We start from the raw sequence: 17,721 nt of genomic DNA on the forward strand, positions 1-17,721 counted from the left end.
GCACCGTACGCGCCAGTACCAGCCACACGTCCCACACAGCAGACTGCTTGACCACAAGTGATAAAGCAGTCGTCCGCGCCACTCAGTGCGCTGACAAGAAAACCGGCCCTCCACTTCACTTGACCCCTACTGATACCGGCGAGTAGTTTTTCCGTTTTGAAATCTCCCCGCCTGCGCTTGGAGTGCCATGTCCCCCGACACCCCAAATCCACATCTCGTTATTGGAGTCAGCCCGTTCGGGGAAGCGGACGCGCGGCTTACCGCCGCGGTCTGCCGGGCCGGTGGGCTCGGAATTCTGGACCTGGGGGCGGGGGACCGGCGGGCCAGAGAGGCGCTCGCCAGACTGCGCGCGTGGGCGCGCGGGCCGTACGGGGTGCGGGTGGCGGCGGGGTGCGCGCTGACGCCCGAGGATCTGGCGGGGTCGGGGGACCTCACCGTCGTGCTGAGCGCGGGCGCGCCGTGGCTGCCGCAGGACCTGCCGGCCGGCTGGCGCGTGCTGGCGGAGGTCACCAGCCCCGAGGAGGCCACCCGCGCGGTGGCCGCCGGGGTGCACGGGCTGATCGCCCGGGGCAGCGAGTGCGGGGGGCGGGTCGGGTCGTTGAGCACCTTCGTGCTGCTCCAGCGACTGCTGGACGGGGACGGTCCTGGCGTTCCGGTGTGGGCCTGCGGGGGGATCGGGCCGCACACGGCCGCCGCGGCGGTGGCCGGCGGCGCGGCCGGGGTGGTGCTGGACGTGCAGCTCGCGCTGCTGGAGGAGTCCTCGCTGGACGAGGACGCCGCCGCGCAGCTGCGCAGGATGGACGGCACCGAGACGGTCGTGACCGAGGCCGGGCAGCGGGTGCTGCGGCGCCTGGGCCCGGCCGGGGACGCGGCGCCGCTGCCCGTGGGGCAGGACGGCTACCTGGCGGCGCGGTTCGCCGAGCGGTACGGCAACGCCGCCCGCGCGGTGGCGGCCGTGCGCGAGGCCCTGGCGGGGGCGTTCGCCGACGACGCTCCCTCGGACGCGCTGCGGCCCGGGTCGCCGATGAGCCGCGCGCTGGGGACCTCGCTGCCCATCGCCCAGGGCCCGATGACGCGGGTGAGCGACCAGCCCCGCTTCGCCGCCGCGGTCGCGGACGGGGGCGGGCTGCCGTTCCTCGCGCTGGCCCTGGCCACCGGGGCGCAGACCCGCGCGATGCTGGCCGCGACCCGCGCCGAGCTGGGCGAGCGGCCCTGGGGCGTGGGGCTGCTGGGCTTCGCCGAGGAGGAGCTGCGGGCCGCCCAGCTGGAGGCGGTGCTGGAGCAGCGGCCCAGCCACGCGATCATCGCGGGAGGGCGGCCCTCGCAGGCCGCCGCGCTGGAGGAGGCCGGCATCCGGGCGTTCCTGCACGTGCCCACGGCGGGGCTGCTGCGGCAGTTCCTCCAGGCGGGCGCGCGGCGGTTCGTCTTCGAGGGCTCGGAGTGCGGCGGCCACGTGGGGCCGCTGAGCAGCTTCGCGCTGTGGGAGGCGCAGGCCGAGGTGCTGGCCGCGTTCCTGGAGGAGCGGGCCGGCGCGCCCGGCGAGGAGGCGCCGGTCGAGGTGCTGTTCGCCGGCGGCGTGCACGACGGGCGTTCGGCCGCGATGGTGGCGGCGCTGGCCGCGCCGCTGACCCGGCGCGGCGCCGCGGTGGGCGTGCTGATGGGAACGGCCTACCTGTTCACCGAGCAGGCGGTGGCCTGCGGGGCGATAGGGCCGGTCTTCCAGCAGCAGGTGGTCGCGGCGGCGGACACGGCGCTGCTGACGACCGCGCCGGGGCACGCGACCCGGTGCGTGAGCAGCCCGTTCACCGAGGAGTTCGAGGCGGCCCGGGAGGAGCTGCGCGACGCGGGCGTGGCCGACCGGGAGGCGTGGGCGCGGCTGGAGCAGCTGAACCTGGGCCGGCTGCGGATCGCCAGCAAGGGCCTGGAGCGCGTCGGCGAGGAGCTGGTGGAGACCGGCGAGGAACGGCAGCTCTCGGCCGGGATGTTCATGGCCGGCGAGGTCGCGGTGCTGCGCTCGGCCACCACGACCGTGGAGGAGCTGCACCGGACGGTGGCGCCGGGCGGCGCGGAGTTCCTGGACGGGCAGGCCGCGCGGCTGCGCGAGCGCCTGGGCCTGTCCCCCGCCGCCGCGGCGCCCGAGCCGGAGCCGGAGCCGCTGGACATCGCGATCGTCGGCATGGCCTGCATGTTCCCGGACGCGCCGGACATGGGGGCGTTCTGGGCGAACGTCCTGGGCGGGCACGACGCGGTCACCGAGGTCCCGGCCGAACGCTGGGACACGGAGGTGTACTTCGCGGCCAAGGGCGGGCCCCGGCCCGGCGAGGACCGGGACGTCACGCCCTCGAAGTGGGGCGGGTTCCTGCCGCGCATCCCGTTCGACCCGCTGGCCTACGGCATCCCGCCGGCCGCGCTGGGCAGCATCGAGCCGGTGCAGCTGCTGGCCCTGGAGGCGGCGCGGCGGGCCCTGGTGGACGCGGGGTACGGGGAGCGTGCCTTCGACCGCTCCCGCGCCTCGGTGATCTTCGGCGCGGAGTCGGGCAGCGACCTCTCGCAGGCCATGGCGCTGCGCACGGTGCTGCCCTCCTACCTGGAGCAGGTGCCGCAGGAGCTGGCGGGGCAGCTGCCCCGGCTGACCGAGGACTCCTTCCCGGGCGTGCTGGCGAACGTCATCGCCGGGCGCGTCGCGAACCGGCTGGACCTGGGCGGCGCCAACTACACGGTGGACGCGGCCTGCGCCTCGTCGCTGGCCGCGCTGGACGCCGCCTGCAAGGAGCTGACCACCGGCACCAGCGACCTGGTGCTGTGCGGCGGCGCCGACCTGCACAACAGCATCAACGACTTCCTGCTGTTCGCCTCCGTGGGCGCCCTCTCCCCCACCGGCCGTTCCCGCACCTTCGACGCGGAGGCCGACGGGATCGCGCTGGGCGAGGGCGTGGCCTGCCTGACGCTGAAGCGGCTGGCCGACGCCGAGCGCGACGGCGACCGGGTGTACGCGGTGATCAAGGGCGTGGGCTCCTCCAGCGACGGCCGGGCCCGCGGGCTGACCGCGCCGCGCCCCGAGGGGCAGCGCGCGGCGCTGGAGCGGGCCTACCGCAACGCGGGGGTCTCCCCCGCCCGGGTGGGCCTGCTGGAGGCGCACGGCACCGGCACGGTGGTCGGCGACCGCACCGAACTGGCGGTGCTGACCGAGGTGTTCACCGAGGCGGGCGCGGCGGCCGGCGGCTGCGCGCTGGGCTCGGTGAAGTCGCAGATCGGGCACACCAAGTGCGCGGCGGGCCTGGCGGGCGTCATCAAGGCGACGCTGGCGCTGCGCACGGGCGCCCTGCCGCCCACGGGGAACCTCTCGCGACCGAACCCGGCCTGGGTGCCGGGGGAGAGCCCGTTCGTCTTCCACACCGCGCCGCGCCCCTGGACGCAGCCCGTTTCGCAGCGGGTGGCCGGGGTGAGCGCCTTCGGCTTCGGCGGCACCAACTTCCACGTGGTGCTGGGCGGTTACGACACGCCCCCGCCCGCGCACGGCCGGGACGCGTGGCCCGCGGAGCTCTTCACCTTCCGCGGCGCCGACCGGGCGACCGCGGCCCGGGAGGCCGAACGCCTGCTGGCCGCGCTGGAGTCGGAGCAGCCGGGGCCGGGCGCCAAGGGCCTGACCGAGTGGGCGCGGGAGACCGCCCGCCGCTCGGACGCCGCGCGCGGGCCGGTGCGGATCGCGCTGGTGGCCGCCGGCACCGGGGAGCTGGCCGGGCAACTGCGCAAGGCGCTGGCCGGCGGGCACGACCCGGGCGCGGGGGTGCGGCTGGCCGAGGAGGAGGCAGAGGCGCCGCGCGTGGCGTTCCTCTTCCCCGGGCAGGGCAGCCAGCGCCCCGGCATGTTCGCCGAACTCTTCCTGGCCTTCCCCGAGACGCAGCGCCACCTGCTGCCCGAGTACGCCGACGTTCTCTTTCCCCCGGCGGCCTTCGACCCGGAGACCGCCGAGCGGCAGCGGGCGGCGGTGACCGACACCCGGGTCGCACAGCCGGTGCTCGGCATGGCGGGACTGGCGGCGTTCGACCTGCTGAGCCGGGCCGGGGTGCGCCCCGACATGGCGGCGGGCCACTCCTACGGCGAGCTGGTCGCGCTGTGCGCGGCGGGCGTCTTCACGCCGGAGACGGCGCTGGCGCTCAGCGCCCGCCGCGCCGAGTCGATCCTGGGCTCGCTGGGCGAGGACCCGGGCGCGATGGCGGCGGTGCCGGCCTCGGCGGGGGAGGCCGAGCGGCTGCTCGCCGAGGCCGGGCTGGCCGGGCGGGTCGTGGTGGCCAACCACAACGCGCCGCAGCAGAGCGTCATCTCGGGCTCCTCGGCGGACATCGAGGAGGCGGTGGAACGGCTGCGGGAGGCCGGGGTGCGCTCCAAGCGGCTGCCGGTGGCCTGCGCCTTCCACAGCCCGCTGGTGGCCGGGGCCGGGTCGCTGTTCGCGGCCGAGCTGGCCGCCGCGCCTGCCCCGCGGGCGCCGGAGTTCCCGGTGTGGGCCAACCGCACCGCCGAGGTGTACCCGGGCACGCCCGAGGGGATCGGCGCGGAGCTGACCGCCCAACTGGGCGCGCCCGTGCGGTTCGTGGAGCAGATCGAGGCCATGTACGCCGCCGGGGCGCGGGTGTTCGTCGAGGCGGGGCCCGGCTCCGTCCTGACGGGCCTGGTGCGCAAGATCCTCAAGGGGCGCCCGCACCGGACGGTGGCCCTGGAGGCGCGGCCCGACGCGGGCCTGCGCGGGCTGCTGGAGGCCCTGGCCGAGCTGGCGGTGGCGGGCGTGGACGTGCGCACCGGCTGGCTGTTCCAGGGCCGGGGCGGGGAGCCGGCGCCGGCCCGCAGGCCGGGCTGGACCGTCGACGGGCACCTGGTGCGCACGGCCGACGGCGCGCCGCTGGCCGGCGGGCTCCACCCGGCGCGGCGAATCGCGCCGCCCGCGCCCGCGGCCCCGCAGCAGGCCGCCGCGGCGGCCCCGGCCCCCGGGCAGCCCGAACGGGACGCGCTGGTCGCACAGTTCCTGGCCACGAGCCGGGAGCTGGTGGCCGCGCAGCGGGACGTGCTGCTGTCCTACTTCGGCGGCTCGCCGCCGCCCGGGCCGCTGGCCGCGCCCGCGGGCGTTCCCGCCGCGGCTCCCCTGGTCCCGGCGCAGCAGGTCCCCGCACCGGTGGTGGCGGAGGTGCCGCAGGCGCCCGCCGCGGAGCCGGTGCCCGCGGCCCCCGAGGCGGCCAAGCCGGCCGGCAGCGTGCTGGACACCGTCCTGGACGTGATCAGCGAACGCACGGGCTACCCCGTGGACATGCTCGAACCGGGCCTCGACCTGGAGGCCGACCTGTCCATCGACTCCATCAAGCGGACCGAGATCGCCGGCGAGCTGGCCGCGCGCCTGGGCGGCTCGGCCGACCTGACGCTGACGGACGACGAGGTGGAGGAGCTGTCCACGGCGCGGACCGCCGCCGCCATCGCCGACTGGCTCTCCGCCCGCGGCCCCGCCGCCCCGAGTGCCCCGGCAGGGGCCGGGGAAGCGATCCCGGCCTCCGGCGGGGAACCCGCACCGGCTTCCGAGGTGCCCGCGCCCCGTCCGGCCGCTCCCGCGCAGCCGGCCGCTCAGCCGGTCCCGGCGGGCACCGCCCCGCAGCGGCTGGTGGCGCGGCCCGTGCCGCTGCCGATGGACACCCCCCACCTGGACCTGGCCGGGCGCCGCTTCGCGCTGCTGGGCCAGGGCCCGGTGGCCGACGCCCTGACCTCCGCGCTGGCCGCGCGGGGCGCCGAGACCCTGCCCCGCGCGGCCGGCCACCTGCTCAGCGGCCAGGACGGCCCGGTGGACGGCGTGCTGCTGCTCGGCCCGCTGGAGGGCGGGCCGGGGGCCGGTCCGGCGCTGCCGGGGGCGTTCCCCGTCGTGCAGGCGGCGCTGCGGCACGGGCCGGGCTGGCTGCTGTGCGCGCGGCCCGTCGCGGGCGAGTCGGGCACGGGCCTGGACGGCCTCTTCCGCACGGTGGCCCGCGAGTACCCGGACGTGGTCGCCCGGGTGGTGGCGCTGGACGCCGCCGCCCCGCCCGGACAGCTCGCCGGCGCGCTGCTGGAGGAGCTGGCCGCGCCCGACCGTTCGCCCGTGGTGCAGCGCACCGCGACCGGGAGGCAGGGCTCCGCCCCGGCCCCCGCCGACCTGGCCGCGCCCGCCGGGCTGTCCGTGCCCGACGCGGCGGCGCTGGGCCTGGACCGGAACGCCGTGGTGCTTCTGGCGGGCGGCGCCCGCGGCATCACCGCGCACATCGCCACCGCCCTGGCCGCCGCCACCGGCTGCCGGGTCGAACTGCTGGGCCGCACCCCGCAGGCCGCCGGCCCCGAGGCGGCGGACACGGCCGCCGCGGCGGACCGCATGGCCCTGCGGGCGGCGCTGGCCGCGCGCGGCGGCGCGACCCCGGCCGAGATCGAGCGCGGCGCCGGGCTGATCCTGGCGCAGCGGGAGATCGAGGCGACCCTGGCGGAGCTGAAGTCCCTGGGCAGCGCCGCGCGGTACCACGCGGTGGACCTGCGCGACGAGGAGGCCGTGCGGCAGGCGGTCAAGGAGATCCGCACCCGCAACGGCCGCCTGGACGGCGTCGTGTGCGCGGCCGGGGTCATCGAGGACCGGCTGATCGCGCAGAAGACGCCGGAGTCCTTCGAGCGGGTGTACTCCACGAAGGTGGACGGCGCCAGGACCCTGCTGGACGCGGTGGCGGACGGGGCGCAGGCGCCGCGGTTCGCGGTGCTGTTCGGCAGCATCTCGGCGGTGCTGGGCAACCGCGGGCAGAGCGACTACGCGGCGGCCAACGACGCGCTCGAGTCGGTCGCCGCCCAGTGGGCCGCGCGCACCGGGCAGCGGGCCCTGACCGTGCACTGGGGGCCGTGGGCCCCCTCGGCCGCCCACCCGGGCATGGTCTCGCCGGAGCTGGGCCGCGACTACGCGCGGCGCGGCGTCGGCCTGATCGACCCGGACGAGGGCGCGCGGGCGCTGCTGCGCGAGCTGGCCTGGGGCGACCCGGCCACCCCGGCCGTGGTGTACACGTCGGCGGACGGGTGGGGCCAGTGAGTGGCGGCCCGGCCGCCGCAGGGGACAACGGCGCCGCCGGAGGCGTCGCCATCGTCGGGATGGCGGCGATGCTGCCGGGGGCCGGGGACCTGGACGCCTACTGGCGCAACCTGGTCGAGGGCGTGGACGCCATCTCCGAGGTGCCGCAGGGGCGTTGGGACCCCTCGTACTACCCGGAGCCGGTGTACTGCCGGCGCGGCGGCTTCGTGGACGAGTTCGCCGAGGTGGAGGTCACCCGGTTCGGGATCATGCCGAACTCGGTGCCGGGCACCGAGCCGGACCAGCTCATCGCGCTCGCGGTGGCGGCCGACGCCCTCGCGGACGCGGGCGGCGAGGAGCGGCTGCCGGACCGCGACCGGATCGGCGTGGTGCTGGGCCGCGGCGGATACCTCTCCCCCGGCCTGGCCCGGCTCGACCAGCGGCTGCGCACTGCGCACCAGCTCACCCGCACCCTGGGCGAGCTGCTGCCCGAGCTGGGCGCGGACCAACTCGCCCGCGTGCGGGAGGCGTTCACTGAGCGCCTGGGCCCGGACGCGCCGGAGCACGCCATCGGCCTGGTGCCGAACCTGGCGGCCTCCCGGGTGGCCAACCGGCTCGATCTGCGCGGCCCCGCCTACACGGTGGACGCGGCCTGCGCCTCCTCGCTGATCGCGGTCGACCAGGCGGTGGCCCAACTCGCCTCCGGCGCCTGCGACCTGATGCTGGCCGGCGGGGTGCACCACTGCCACGACATCACGCTGTGGAGCGTCTTCGCGCAGTTGAAGGCGCTCTCCCCCAGCCAGCGCAGCCGGCCGTTCCACGCCGGGGCGGACGGCATCCTCATCGGCGAGGGCACCGGCGTCGTGGTGCTCAAGCGGCTGGCCGACGCCCAGCGCGACGGAGACCGGATCTACGCCGTCATACGCGGCACCGGCGTGGCCGGGGACGGGCGGGCCGGCGGGCTGGTCAACCCCGACCCCGGCGGCCAGACGCGGGCGGTGCGGCAGGCGTGGCGGGCCGCGGGCCTGGACCCGCGCGACCCGGGCGCGCTGGGGCTGCTGGAGGCGCACGGCACCGGGACCCCGGCCGGGGACGCGGCCGAACTCGCCACGCTGGCCGAGGTGTTCGGCCCGCAGGCGGCGGGCGGCGGCCCGGCTCCGGCCATCGGCTCGGTGAAGTCGATGATCGGGCACACGATGCCTGCGGCCGGCGCCGCGGGGTTGATCAAGGCCGCGCTGGCGGTGCACCGGGCGACGCTGCTGCCCACCCTGCACGTGGACGAGCCGCACCCGGCGCTGGCCGCCACCCGCTTCCGGCCGCTGTCCGGCGCCGAGCCGTGGGAGGCGGAGGTGCGGCGCGCCGCGGTCAACGCCTTCGGCTTCGGCGGGATCAACGCGCACGTGGTGCTGGAGCAGGCGCCGGGGACGCGCCCCGCCGCGGGCCGCGCCTCGCGCTCCCCCTCCCCGGCCTCGGTGCGCGAGCCCGAGCGGGTCCTGCGGCTGTCCGCCGCGACCCCGGCCGCGCTGTCCGCGCTGCTGGAGGCCGAGGACGCGGCCGTCCGCGCGCTGCCCGCGAACGCCCCGGGCGAGGCCGAGGGCCCGGCGCGCCTGGGCATCGTGGACCCGACCGGCAAGCGGCTGGCGCTGGCCCGCCGGGTGGTGGCCCGGGGCCGCGCCTGGCGCGGGCGGGACGACGTGTGGTTCAGCGACCGGCAGTTGGTGGGCGGGGCGGACCCGGGGCGGCTGGCGTTCCTCTTCCCGGGCCTGGAGGCCGAGTTCGAGCCGCGCGGCCTGGACGAGGTGGCCGAGCGCTTCGGGCTGCCGATGCCCGCGCGGGCCGAGGCGGGCGCGGGCGACGCCGCCCGGCAGGGCCTGGGCGTGCTGTCCATAGGGCGGCTGCTGGACCGGGCGCTGCGCCGGATGGGCGTGGCGCCGGACGCGGTCGCCGGGCACAGCGTCGGGGAGTGGTCGGCGATGACGGCCGGGGGGCTGCATTCGGAGGAGCAGTCCGACGAGCTGCTGGCCACCTACGACCCGGACTCGCTGCGGATACCCGGGCTGGCCTTCGGGGCGCTGGGCACCTCCGCGGAGCGGGTCGCGCAGGTGCTGGCGGAGCGCCCGGACGACGGGGTCGTCCTCAGCCACGACAACTCCCCGCGCCAGTCGATGGTCTGCGGCCCGGAGGAGGCCGTCACCGAGCTGGTGCGGTGGTTCCGCTCGCAGCGGGTGCTGGGGCGGGTGCTGCCGTTCCGCTCCGGCTTCCACACGCCGATGCTCAAGCCCTATGTGGCACCGCTGGCCGAGGGCGCGGAGCGCTTCGAGGTGCACCCGGCGCTGGTGCCGGTCTGGTCCGCGACGATCGCGGCGCCTTTCCCGTCCGAGCCGGCCGCGGTGCGGGAGCTGTTCCTGCGGCACCTGCTGGAGCCGGTGCGGTTCAGGCCGCTGATCGAGAACATGTACGCGGCCGGGTTCCGGGCGTTCGTCCAGGTCGGCACCGGGCAGCTCGGCTCGCTGGTGGACGACACCCTCCAGGGCCGCGACCACCTGACGGTCTCCGCCAACTCCCCGCACCGCGGCGGCCTCGCGCAGCTTCGGCGGGTCGCGCTGGCGCTGTGGACGGAAGGGGCTCCCGCCGCGTTCGACGCGCTGGGCGGCGCGCCCCGGCGGGCGGCGCAGGGGGCGCGGGCCGGGCAGGGCGCGGCGCGTCCCCCGGCGCGGCTGCCGCTGGGCGGCGCGCTGGTGTCCCTGGACGAGGGGACGCGCGGCGAACTGGGCGCGGCGCTGCGCGCGGCCGTGAGCCCGGCCACGGGTCCGGCCGTCGCCCCGACGGCGGAGTTCGGGGCGCTGCACGGCCTGGCCGGGCGTTATCCCGTGGCCGCGGAGCTCAACGCGCTGCTGGCGGAGACCGCCTCGGCCGCCGCCTCCGTGATCGCGGCGGCGCTACCGGCTGCGCCGGGCCAGGCACCGGCCCCGCCGTCCGCCCCCGGGACGCCGGCCCCGCACGGCGGCCCACCCGCCGCCCCCGGTACGGCCCCCGCGGCGGCGCGGCCGGGCGTTCCCGCACCTCCGGCGCAGACGCCTCCGGGCCCCGCCGCGCACCCGGCGCAGCCGACGGGGAACGGCGCGGGGCCCGCCGCCAACGGCCGCGCCGCAGGCGCCACGCACGCCGACCGGATGGTCGTCTCCACGCGGACCATGCCCTACCTGCTGGACCACTGCTTCTTCCCGCAGCGCCCCGGCTGGCCCGACGACGGGGACCGGCGCCCCGTCATCCCGGCAACGACGATCATGCGCCATCTCATCGACGCCGCCGAGCGGTTCTCACCGGGGCAGCGCGTCGCCGCGCTGCACGACGTGCGCCTGGAGCAGTGGGCGGACGCCATCCCCGAGGTGGCGGTGGAGATCACCGGCGCCCCGGCCGAGGACGGGCGGCTGGCTGTGGCCTTCGGCGGCTACGCCCGGGCGCGCGCCGAGCTGGCCGCGCGCCACCCGGAGCCGCCCGCGCCCTGGCCGGCCCCCGAGCCCGCCTCGGAGCGCACGCCCGCGCACACCGCGGAACAGCTCTACACGGACCGGTGGATGTTCCACGGCCCGGCCTTCCGCGGCATCACCGACCTGACGGCGGTCGGCGAGCGGCACATCCGCGGCACGATCACCGTGCCGCCCGCGCCCGGCTCGCTGCTGGACAACGTCGGCCAGCTCCTGGGCTACTGGGTGATGTCCACTCAGGAGGTGCGCACCATCGTCTTCCCCGTGCAGCTCGCGGAGCTGCGCGCCTACGGCCCCGAGCCGGCGCCGGGCACGGAGGTGGCCTGCACCGTGCGGATCACCTCGCTCAGCGACACGGTCGTCACCGCCGACGCCCAGCTGACGGTGAACGGCCGGGTCTGGGCCGACCTGAGCGGCTGGCAGGACCGGCGGTTCAACGGCCTGGACGCGCGCAAGCCGCGCGGCTACCCCGAGCGGCTGGCCCTGGGCCGGCCGCGGGCGGGCGGCTGGTGCCTGGTGCGGGACGAGTGGACCGACCTGGCCTCCCGGGACCTGGTAATGCGCACCCAGCTCGGCACCGCCGAGCGCGCCGCCTACGCCGAACGCCCGCCCCGGGGCCGCCGCGAGTGGCTGCTGGGCCGGATCGCCGCCAAGGACGCGGTGCGGCACTGGCTGTGGCGGCGCGGGGAGGGCGAGATCTTCCCCGCCGAGCTGGAGATCGGCAACGACGCGGCCGGGCGGCCGTTCGTCACCGGGCGGCACGGGCGGGAGCTGCCGCCGCTGGCGCTGTCCCTGGCGCACCGCGGGGACGTGGCCGTGGCCCTGGTCCGGCCGGCGCCGCCGGGGGCGCCCGGCGTGGGCATCGACGTCGAGGAGGTCACCGGGGACTCCGGGCGCGCGGAGGCCGCCGCGCTGGGCGAGCGGGAGCGCGCGCTGCTGGAGTCGGTGGCCGCCGGCGGCGAGCGGGCCGCGTGGTTCACCCGGTTCTGGGCGGCCAAGGAGGCCGCGGCCAAGGCCGAGGGCACCGGGCTGCGCGGGCGGCCCCGGGACTTCGCCGTGGTCGAGGCGTCCGAGGAGGAGCTGACCGTGGCGACGGCCGCGGGCCGGCACCGGGTGCGCTGCGCCCCGGTCACGCACGGGGCGCGGCGCTACGTCGTGGCCTGGACGGCCCCGGAAGACCCATCAGAAGACCCGTTCGACCCGTTCGGAGAGGCGAACGACGTCGCGGACTACGACGAGGAGATCAGCGAGTGAGCGCCGTACAGGGGACCCAGAGCCAGGAGACCGCGGAGGAGGTCCTGGCGACGGTGGCCGGGATGATCCGGTCCATCCTCGACGAGGACGCCCTCGACGAGGGCCTCGATGACGTCGAGATCACCATGGAGACCAGCTTCGCCGACGACCTGATGCTGGAGAGCATCGACATGGTGGCCCTCTCCGAGCGGCTGGAGGAGCGATACGGCGACCGCGTCAACTTCGCGGAGTTCATCGCCGACATGGAGCTGGAGGAGATCATCTCCCTGACCGTGGGCCGCCTGGTCGACCACGTGCTCGCCGGCCTCGGCTCCGCCCGCGGGGAGGGCTGAGGTGGCCGCCGTCGAGGCCAACGGCGTCTCGCTGAACGTCATGCGCCTGCCGCCGCGCGGCACCGAGCCGCAGGACGGGCCAGCGCCCGTGGTGGTGTTCCTGCACGGGGCGTTCATCGACAGCCTCGCCAGCTTCTACTTCACGCTGGGCCCGGCGTTCGCCGCGGCGGGCTGCGACGCGGTCATGTTCGACCTGCGCGGGCACGGGCGCAGCGAGCGGCCACGCACCGGGTACACCGTGCAGGACTTCACGGCCGACCTGGACGCGCTGCTGGACCGGCTCGGCGTGGAGGACCCGGTCCACCTGGTGGGCAACTCCTTCGGCGGGACGGTGGCGCTGGACTTCGCCGTCCGCCACCCGGAGCGAACGGCCTCGGTGCTGGTCATAGAGTCGGTGCCGGCCACGGACGCCTGGGGCCGGGTGATGCGCGGCGCGCTCAGCCAGGTGCTGGGCGAGGAGGACGGCGACCCCAAGCCGCTGTCGTGGTTCGTGGACCAGTACGGGACGGCCGCGCCGCCCAGCCGTCGCGATAAGCGGCACGAGGCGCGGATCGAGCGGATGGGCCGCTCGGCGGCCCGGCTGATCCACTCCACCAGCATCATGAAGGACCTCACGGCCGGGGCGCCGCTGACCGAGGAGGACATCCGCTCGGTGCGCTGCCCGGTGCTGCTGATCAACGGCAGCGAGGGCCTGGTCGCGGAGGAGACGGCGCAGCTCGCCTCGCAGCTTCAGCGGGTGCGGGTCGCCGAGGTGGCCGGGCAGAAGCACTCGGTGCTGGTGGAGGCGCCCGACGCGGTCAGCCGCCTGGCGCTGGACTGGGTGCGCGAGCACGCGGCCCAGGGGCAAGGGCAGGGACAGGGACTGGCGTCGTGAGCAGATTCCTCTTCGTCGTCCCCCCGCTGGTCGGCCACGTCAACCCCGCCGCCGCGGTGGCGCGGGAGCTGGCGGCGCGGGGGCACGAGGTGGCGTGGGCCGGCGACCCCGGCCTGCTGGAGCGGCTGCTGGGCCCGCGGGACCCGCGGCGGGTCTTCGCCTGCGGGCGGGGGCCGGACCTGGGCGGGCGGCCCGAGGGGCTGCGGGGCGTGGCCGCGCTGAAGTTCCTGTGGGACCAGTGGTTCGCGCCGCTGGCCGAGGTGATGGCGCCCGGGGTGGAGGCCGCGGTGCGGGAGTTCCGCCCGGATGTGGTGGTGGCCGATCAGCAGACGGTCGCCGGGTCGCTGGTGGCCGAGCGCCTGGGCGTGCCGTTCGCTACTTCCTCGACGACCTCGGCCGAGCTGGCCGGGGCGGTGGGGCTGCCGAAGGTGGACGCCTGGATACGCGAGGTGCTGGCGGAGCTGCGGCAGCGCCTGGGCGCCCCGGAGGCGGCCTACGACCCGCGCTTCTCGCCGCTGCTGACGCTGGTGTTCTCCACGCCCGAGCTGGCCGGGCCCCCGCCGCCCGGCCGCGGGCCGCTGGTGTTCGTCGGCCCCGCGCTGGGCCCGCGCCCGGCCGAGCCGGGCTTCCCCCGGGACTGGCCGGAGCGGGACCCGGACCGGGCGCTGGTGCTGATCACCCTGGGCACGGCGAACACGGCGGCCGGGACGCGGTTCCTGTCGGAGTGCGTGACGGCCGTGCGCGAGCGCGCGGACCGGCTGCGGGCCGTTGTCGCGGACCCCGGCGGGGTTCTGGGCGGCCCGGCGGCGGACGAGGACGTGCTGGTGGCGCCGCGGGTGCCGCAGCTCGAGGTGCTGGCCCGGGCGGGCGCCGTCGTCTGCCACGCGGGGCACAACACGGTCGCGGAGTCGCTGTGGCACGGCGTCCCGCTGGTCGTGGCGCCCATCCGGGACGACCAGCCGGTGATCGCCGGGCAGGTGACCGAGGCCGGGGCGGGTGTGCGGATCCGCTTCGGCCGCAGCGGCCGGGAGGCCATCGGCGCGGCGCTGGACGCGGTGCTCGGGGAGCCCTCCTACGCGGCGGCAGCCCGCCGGATCGGGGACGCCTTCCGGGCGGCGGGCGGCGCCCCGGCCGCGGCCGGGCGCCTGGAGCGGGCCGCCGCGGCGGCCCGGGTGCGCTCCAGCCCCCTTCCCAGGTGAGCGCCGCGCGCGCCTTCCCCTTCCCCCGCCTCCGGCCCTACCCTCGCCGGACCCCCGCAGGACCCGCAGCACCCTGATATCACCGGCCCGCACACGACACCGTTGATACACCGAACAGTCCCGGCCCCCGCACGGGGACGGGAGGAGAGCAGGAGAGATGGCACCCAGCACGGCGGAAGTGGCGCGGGCCCGCGTCACCTACCAGGCCGAGATGGCACGCGGCCTGGGCCGGTTCTTCCTGCCGCGGGAGACGCGCTGCCCGTGGTGCGGCTCCGAGCGGCTGACGCAGCGGCTGAGGACCCGGGACTGGGTGCAGGCCAAGCCGGGCGAGTTCACCCTGGACCGCTGCCGGGACTGCGACCACACCTTCCAGAATCCGCGGCTCAACGCGGAGGGCCTCGATTTCTACTACCGGGATTTCTATGACGGCCTGGGTGCGGAAACGTCGGCCGAAATGTTCTCGCGCGGCAGCAGCGTGAAGCGTTTCCACGCCAGCGTGCACGCGGTGACCCCGCACATCGCGCCGCGCGCCTGGCTGGACGTGGGCACCGCGCTGGGGCATTTCCCGGCGGCGGCAAGGCAGCTGCTCCCGGACACCGAATTCCACGGCCTGGACATGGGCGAGAGCGTGGAGCAGGCCGCCGAGGCCGGGCGCATCAGCCGCGCCTACCGGGGCTTCCTCACCGAGCTGGCCGAGAAGGAGCTGGCGGGGCAGTACGACCTGGTCAGCATGTTCCACTACCTGGAGCACACCACCGACCCGAAGGCCGAACTGGCCGCCGCGCGCACGGCGTTGAAGCCCGGCGGGCACCTGCTGATCGAGATCCCCAACCCGCAGTCGCTCTCGGGCAAGGTGATGGGGAAGTACTGGGTGCCGTGGTTCCAGCCGCAGCACCTCCACTTCATCCCGCTCGCCAACATGCAGGAGGAGCTGAACCGCACCGGGTTCACCGTCGTGGCCGCCGAGTTCGGCAACGCCCACATCCCCGTCGACCTGATCGGCGGGCTGTGGTTCGTGCTCAACCGGGTGCTGCCGCAGGACGACTTGGCCTGGCGCCCGCGCAAGCCGGGCCGGGCGGCGCGCGCCACGCGCCTGGGCGGCCTGATCGCCGCTCTGCCGCTGATGCTCGCCGTGCACGGCCTGGACCTGGCGCTGGCCCCCATCGCGCGGCGCACACGCTTCTGCAACGCCTACCGCCTGATCGCACGGCGTAATTGAGCGATTCGTCGCCCCCGGCGTACCGATCGGCCCGGCCTACTCGCCGGGCTGACAAGTATTCCGGGGGCTTCCGGCCGCCTGTGGATTTCCGCCGTGTTTCCTGACACGCTCGCGATTCCTCACCTCGATAAGGCCGGACGAAAGGTTGGATCCGTGCTCGACACGCTGTTCCGGCGGCGACGACGGGGAATACGCCTCCTCGCACCGCTGTCGGTCGTCACGCTGCTGTTCGCCGCAGCCGGCCCGGTAGCAGCCTCAGGCCCCGCCGCGGCCCCGGCCGTGGACCAGGACGGGAACGCCAGCGAGGAGGACATCGCCTTCTACACGCCGCCCAGCCCGCTGCCCGCGGGCGAGCCCGGCGACATCATCCGCGCGCGCGAGTCCAGCGCGGGCCCGGCGTTCACCCGCAACCTCGGCACCGCCTGGCAGGTCATGTACCTGTCCACGGACGCGGTGGGCGAGCCGGTGGCGGTCACCGGCACGGTGATCATCCCCAACGACGCCGAGGACCCGGCCTCGCTGCCGATCGTCGGCATGGGCCCCGGCACGCACGGCCCGGCGTTCTGGTGCGCTCCCTCGAACCACATCGCGAACGAGTGGTTCTACGAGCAGAACGCCGTCAACGACATGCTGCAGGCCGGCTACGCGGTGGCGATCACCGACTACGAGGGCTACCACCCGGACCCCGACTCGACCTACATGGTCGGCCGTTCCATGGGCCCGGCCCTCATCAACGCCGTGCGCGCGGCGCAGCGCCTGCCCGAGGCGGGCCTGAACCCCGAGGCGCAGGTCGCCTTCCGCGGCTACTCGCAGGGCGGCGCCGCCGCCATGTGGGCGGGCCAGCTGGCTCCCGAGTACGCCCCCGAGCTGAACGTGGCGGGCGTGGTCGGCGGCGGCGTGCCGGCCGACCTGGTGCAGGTGGCCCTGCCGCTGGAGGGCCAGCGCGGCATGGGCGTGCTGCTGTACGCGCTGCTGGGCCTGGACAACGCCTACCCGGAGCTGGACCTGGACTCGTTCCTGACGGACCAGGGCCGCACGGCGTTCGCGGAGATGAACGAGAGCTCCTGCGTCGCCGACCTGCTGACGGACTACGTCGGCACGAGCGTCAGCGACTTCACCACCTCGCCGCCCTTCCTGGATGCGACCTGGCAGGAGCGGCTGGCGGAGAACCGGCTCGGCGGCGAGGCCATCTCGGTGCCGGTGCTTCAGTACCACATCGTGAACGACAACCTGGTCGGCTACCGGCAGGCCCAGACGCTGCGCACCAACCTGTGCTCGGCGGGCACGGAGCTGACCTGGGAGCCCATCGAGGCGCGCGGCGAGCACATCGACGGCGTCCTCTACGGGAACGACGAGGCGATCGACTTCCTCAACGCCCGCTTCGCGGGTGAGGCGGCGTCCTCGAACTGCTGACCTTCCTCTCCCTCTCCCCCACGGCTCCCGCATCCGCCCACCCGGCGGGTGCGGGAGCCGTCCCGTGTGCGGGGTCGTGGGCGCGCTCCCGCGCGCGGGCCACGGCGGCGGACAGCAACGACCGGACCGTGCCCGGGCGTTCCCCCAGGGCCGTGGCCACCTCGGGCACCGGGCAGCCCAGCAGGTGGTGCAGGACGAAGACGTCGTACTGGGCGGGGCTGAGGGTGGGCAGCGGCAGGGGCCGCGCGCGGGTACGGGCGGTGAGCAATGCCCAGGCGTGGGCGGCGGGGTTGGGCGTGGACAGCACGCTGTGCCAGCGGGCGAAGAGGTGCTCGAAGACGGCCGCGACGGCCTCCTCGGCGGCGGCGCCCGGCAGGTGGAGGCGGGCGTAGCCGAGGTAGTGCGCCAGGTGCAGGGCGCGGAACGCCTCGCGGTCGGGAGGCAGCGGCGGGCCGGCCTCTCCGGCGTCCTGGGGGTTCGCCATGCGGGGAGTGCCTCTCGTCTGGGGTCGGGAGGGCGGCCCGGACGCCGGTGGAGCCGGCGTCAGCCGAAGGCGTCGGCGGGCGGGCCAACGGGGTGCGGGGCGACCGGCTGCGGGGCGGCGCCGGGTGCGCGGGCGGCCTCCCACAGGGGGTGGAACGCCTCGGACCGGCCGCCGAGCGCGTGCACCAGGAGGTCCACGGCCGGCCAGTCGGGCAGCCGGTCTCCGCCGTGCAGGAGGGCGGACACCTCCTCCTCGGAGAGCCGGCCGCGGCTGGAGCGGCTGAGGGCCCCGGGCTCCGGGCGGCGGGCCGCCAGGTGCAGGCCGCGCAGCGCGGCGTGCAGGGTCTTGCGGGTGGGCGGGCGGGGCGTGAGGCCCTTGGCGGCCTCCCACAGCGGGCGGATGTCGTC

Annotated in this window: 8 protein-coding genes and 1 pseudogene; 7 read left to right on the forward strand and 2 right to left on the reverse strand. The window is 76.7% G+C overall.

Translation table 11 applies throughout. The annotated features are described in order from the left end of the window. Window positions 1-187: 187 nt before the first annotated feature. The 7 genes from RM780_RS13450 (at window position 188) to RM780_RS13480 (ending at window position 16,830) form a co-directional block, all read left to right on the forward strand. Window positions 188-7,072, forward strand: a complete 6,885-nt coding sequence (locus tag RM780_RS13450; RefSeq protein ID WP_311630913.1) for an SDR family NAD(P)-dependent oxidoreductase — start codon at window positions 188-190, stop codon at window positions 7,070-7,072. Further along, window positions 7,069-11,793 (forward strand): polyketide synthase, encoded by a 4,725-nt coding sequence (locus RM780_RS13455; protein ID WP_311630914.1) that lies wholly within the window; start codon window positions 7,069-7,071, stop codon window positions 11,791-11,793. The genes RM780_RS13450 and RM780_RS13455 overlap by 4 nt, the downstream gene beginning before the upstream one ends. Further along, the gene (locus RM780_RS13460; RefSeq protein WP_311630915.1) at window positions 11,790-12,125 is read left to right on the forward strand and encodes an acyl carrier protein; all 336 of its coding nucleotides are present in this window, start codon (window positions 11,790-11,792) and stop codon (window positions 12,123-12,125) included. Before RM780_RS13455 ends, RM780_RS13460 begins: the two co-directional genes overlap by 4 nt. 1 nt (window position 12,126) lies before the next feature. After that, on the forward strand, window positions 12,127-12,999 hold the full coding sequence (locus tag RM780_RS13465) for an alpha/beta fold hydrolase (protein WP_311630916.1): 873 nt from the start codon (window positions 12,127-12,129) through the stop codon (window positions 12,997-12,999). Then, window positions 12,996-14,198 carry a glycosyltransferase gene (locus RM780_RS13470; RefSeq protein WP_311630917.1) on the forward strand — a complete coding sequence of 401 codons (1,203 nt, stop codon included), beginning with the start codon at window positions 12,996-12,998 and terminating at the stop codon, window positions 14,196-14,198. The genes RM780_RS13465 and RM780_RS13470 overlap by 4 nt, the downstream gene beginning before the upstream one ends. A 157-nt stretch (window positions 14,199-14,355) precedes the next feature. Beyond that, window positions 14,356-15,417, forward strand: a complete 1,062-nt coding sequence (locus tag RM780_RS13475) for a methyltransferase domain-containing protein (protein WP_311630918.1) — start codon at window positions 14,356-14,358, stop codon at window positions 15,415-15,417. A gap of 153 nt (window positions 15,418-15,570) precedes the next feature. Then, the gene (locus tag RM780_RS13480) at window positions 15,571-16,830 is read left to right on the forward strand and encodes a lipase family protein (RefSeq protein WP_311630919.1); all 1,260 of its coding nucleotides are present in this window, start codon (window positions 15,571-15,573) and stop codon (window positions 16,828-16,830) included. Here RM780_RS13480 and RM780_RS13485 read toward each other — a convergent pair. Beyond that, on the reverse strand, window positions 16,787-17,314 hold the full coding sequence (locus tag RM780_RS13485; RefSeq protein WP_311630920.1) for an RNA polymerase sigma factor: 528 nt from the start codon (window positions 17,312-17,314) through the stop codon (window positions 16,787-16,789). The two genes, RM780_RS13480 and RM780_RS13485, sit on opposite strands and share 44 nt — an antisense overlap. A gap of 59 nt (window positions 17,315-17,373) precedes the next feature. Then, window positions 17,374-17,721: pseudogene (locus tag RM780_RS13490) on the reverse strand (hypothetical protein); the annotation flags it as partial.

It is taken from the genome of Streptomyces boetiae, from assembly GCF_031845405.1.
GTDB classification, from domain to species: domain Bacteria; phylum Actinomycetota; class Actinomycetes; order Streptomycetales; family Streptomycetaceae; genus Streptomyces; species Streptomyces boetiae.

What these genes read in the sequence shown, in the direction of transcription:
- RM780_RS13450 (WP_311630913.1), top strand. Translation starts at nt 188, where the DNA reads ATGTCCCCCGACACCCCAAATCCACATCTCGTTATTGGAGTCAGCCCG.
- RM780_RS13485 (WP_311630920.1), bottom strand. Translation starts at nt 17,314, where the DNA reads ATGGCGAACCCCCAGGACGCCGGAGAGGCCGGCCCGCCGCTGCCTCCC.
- RM780_RS13475 (WP_311630918.1), top strand. Translation starts at nt 14,356, where the DNA reads ATGGCACCCAGCACGGCGGAAGTGGCGCGGGCCCGCGTCACCTACCAG.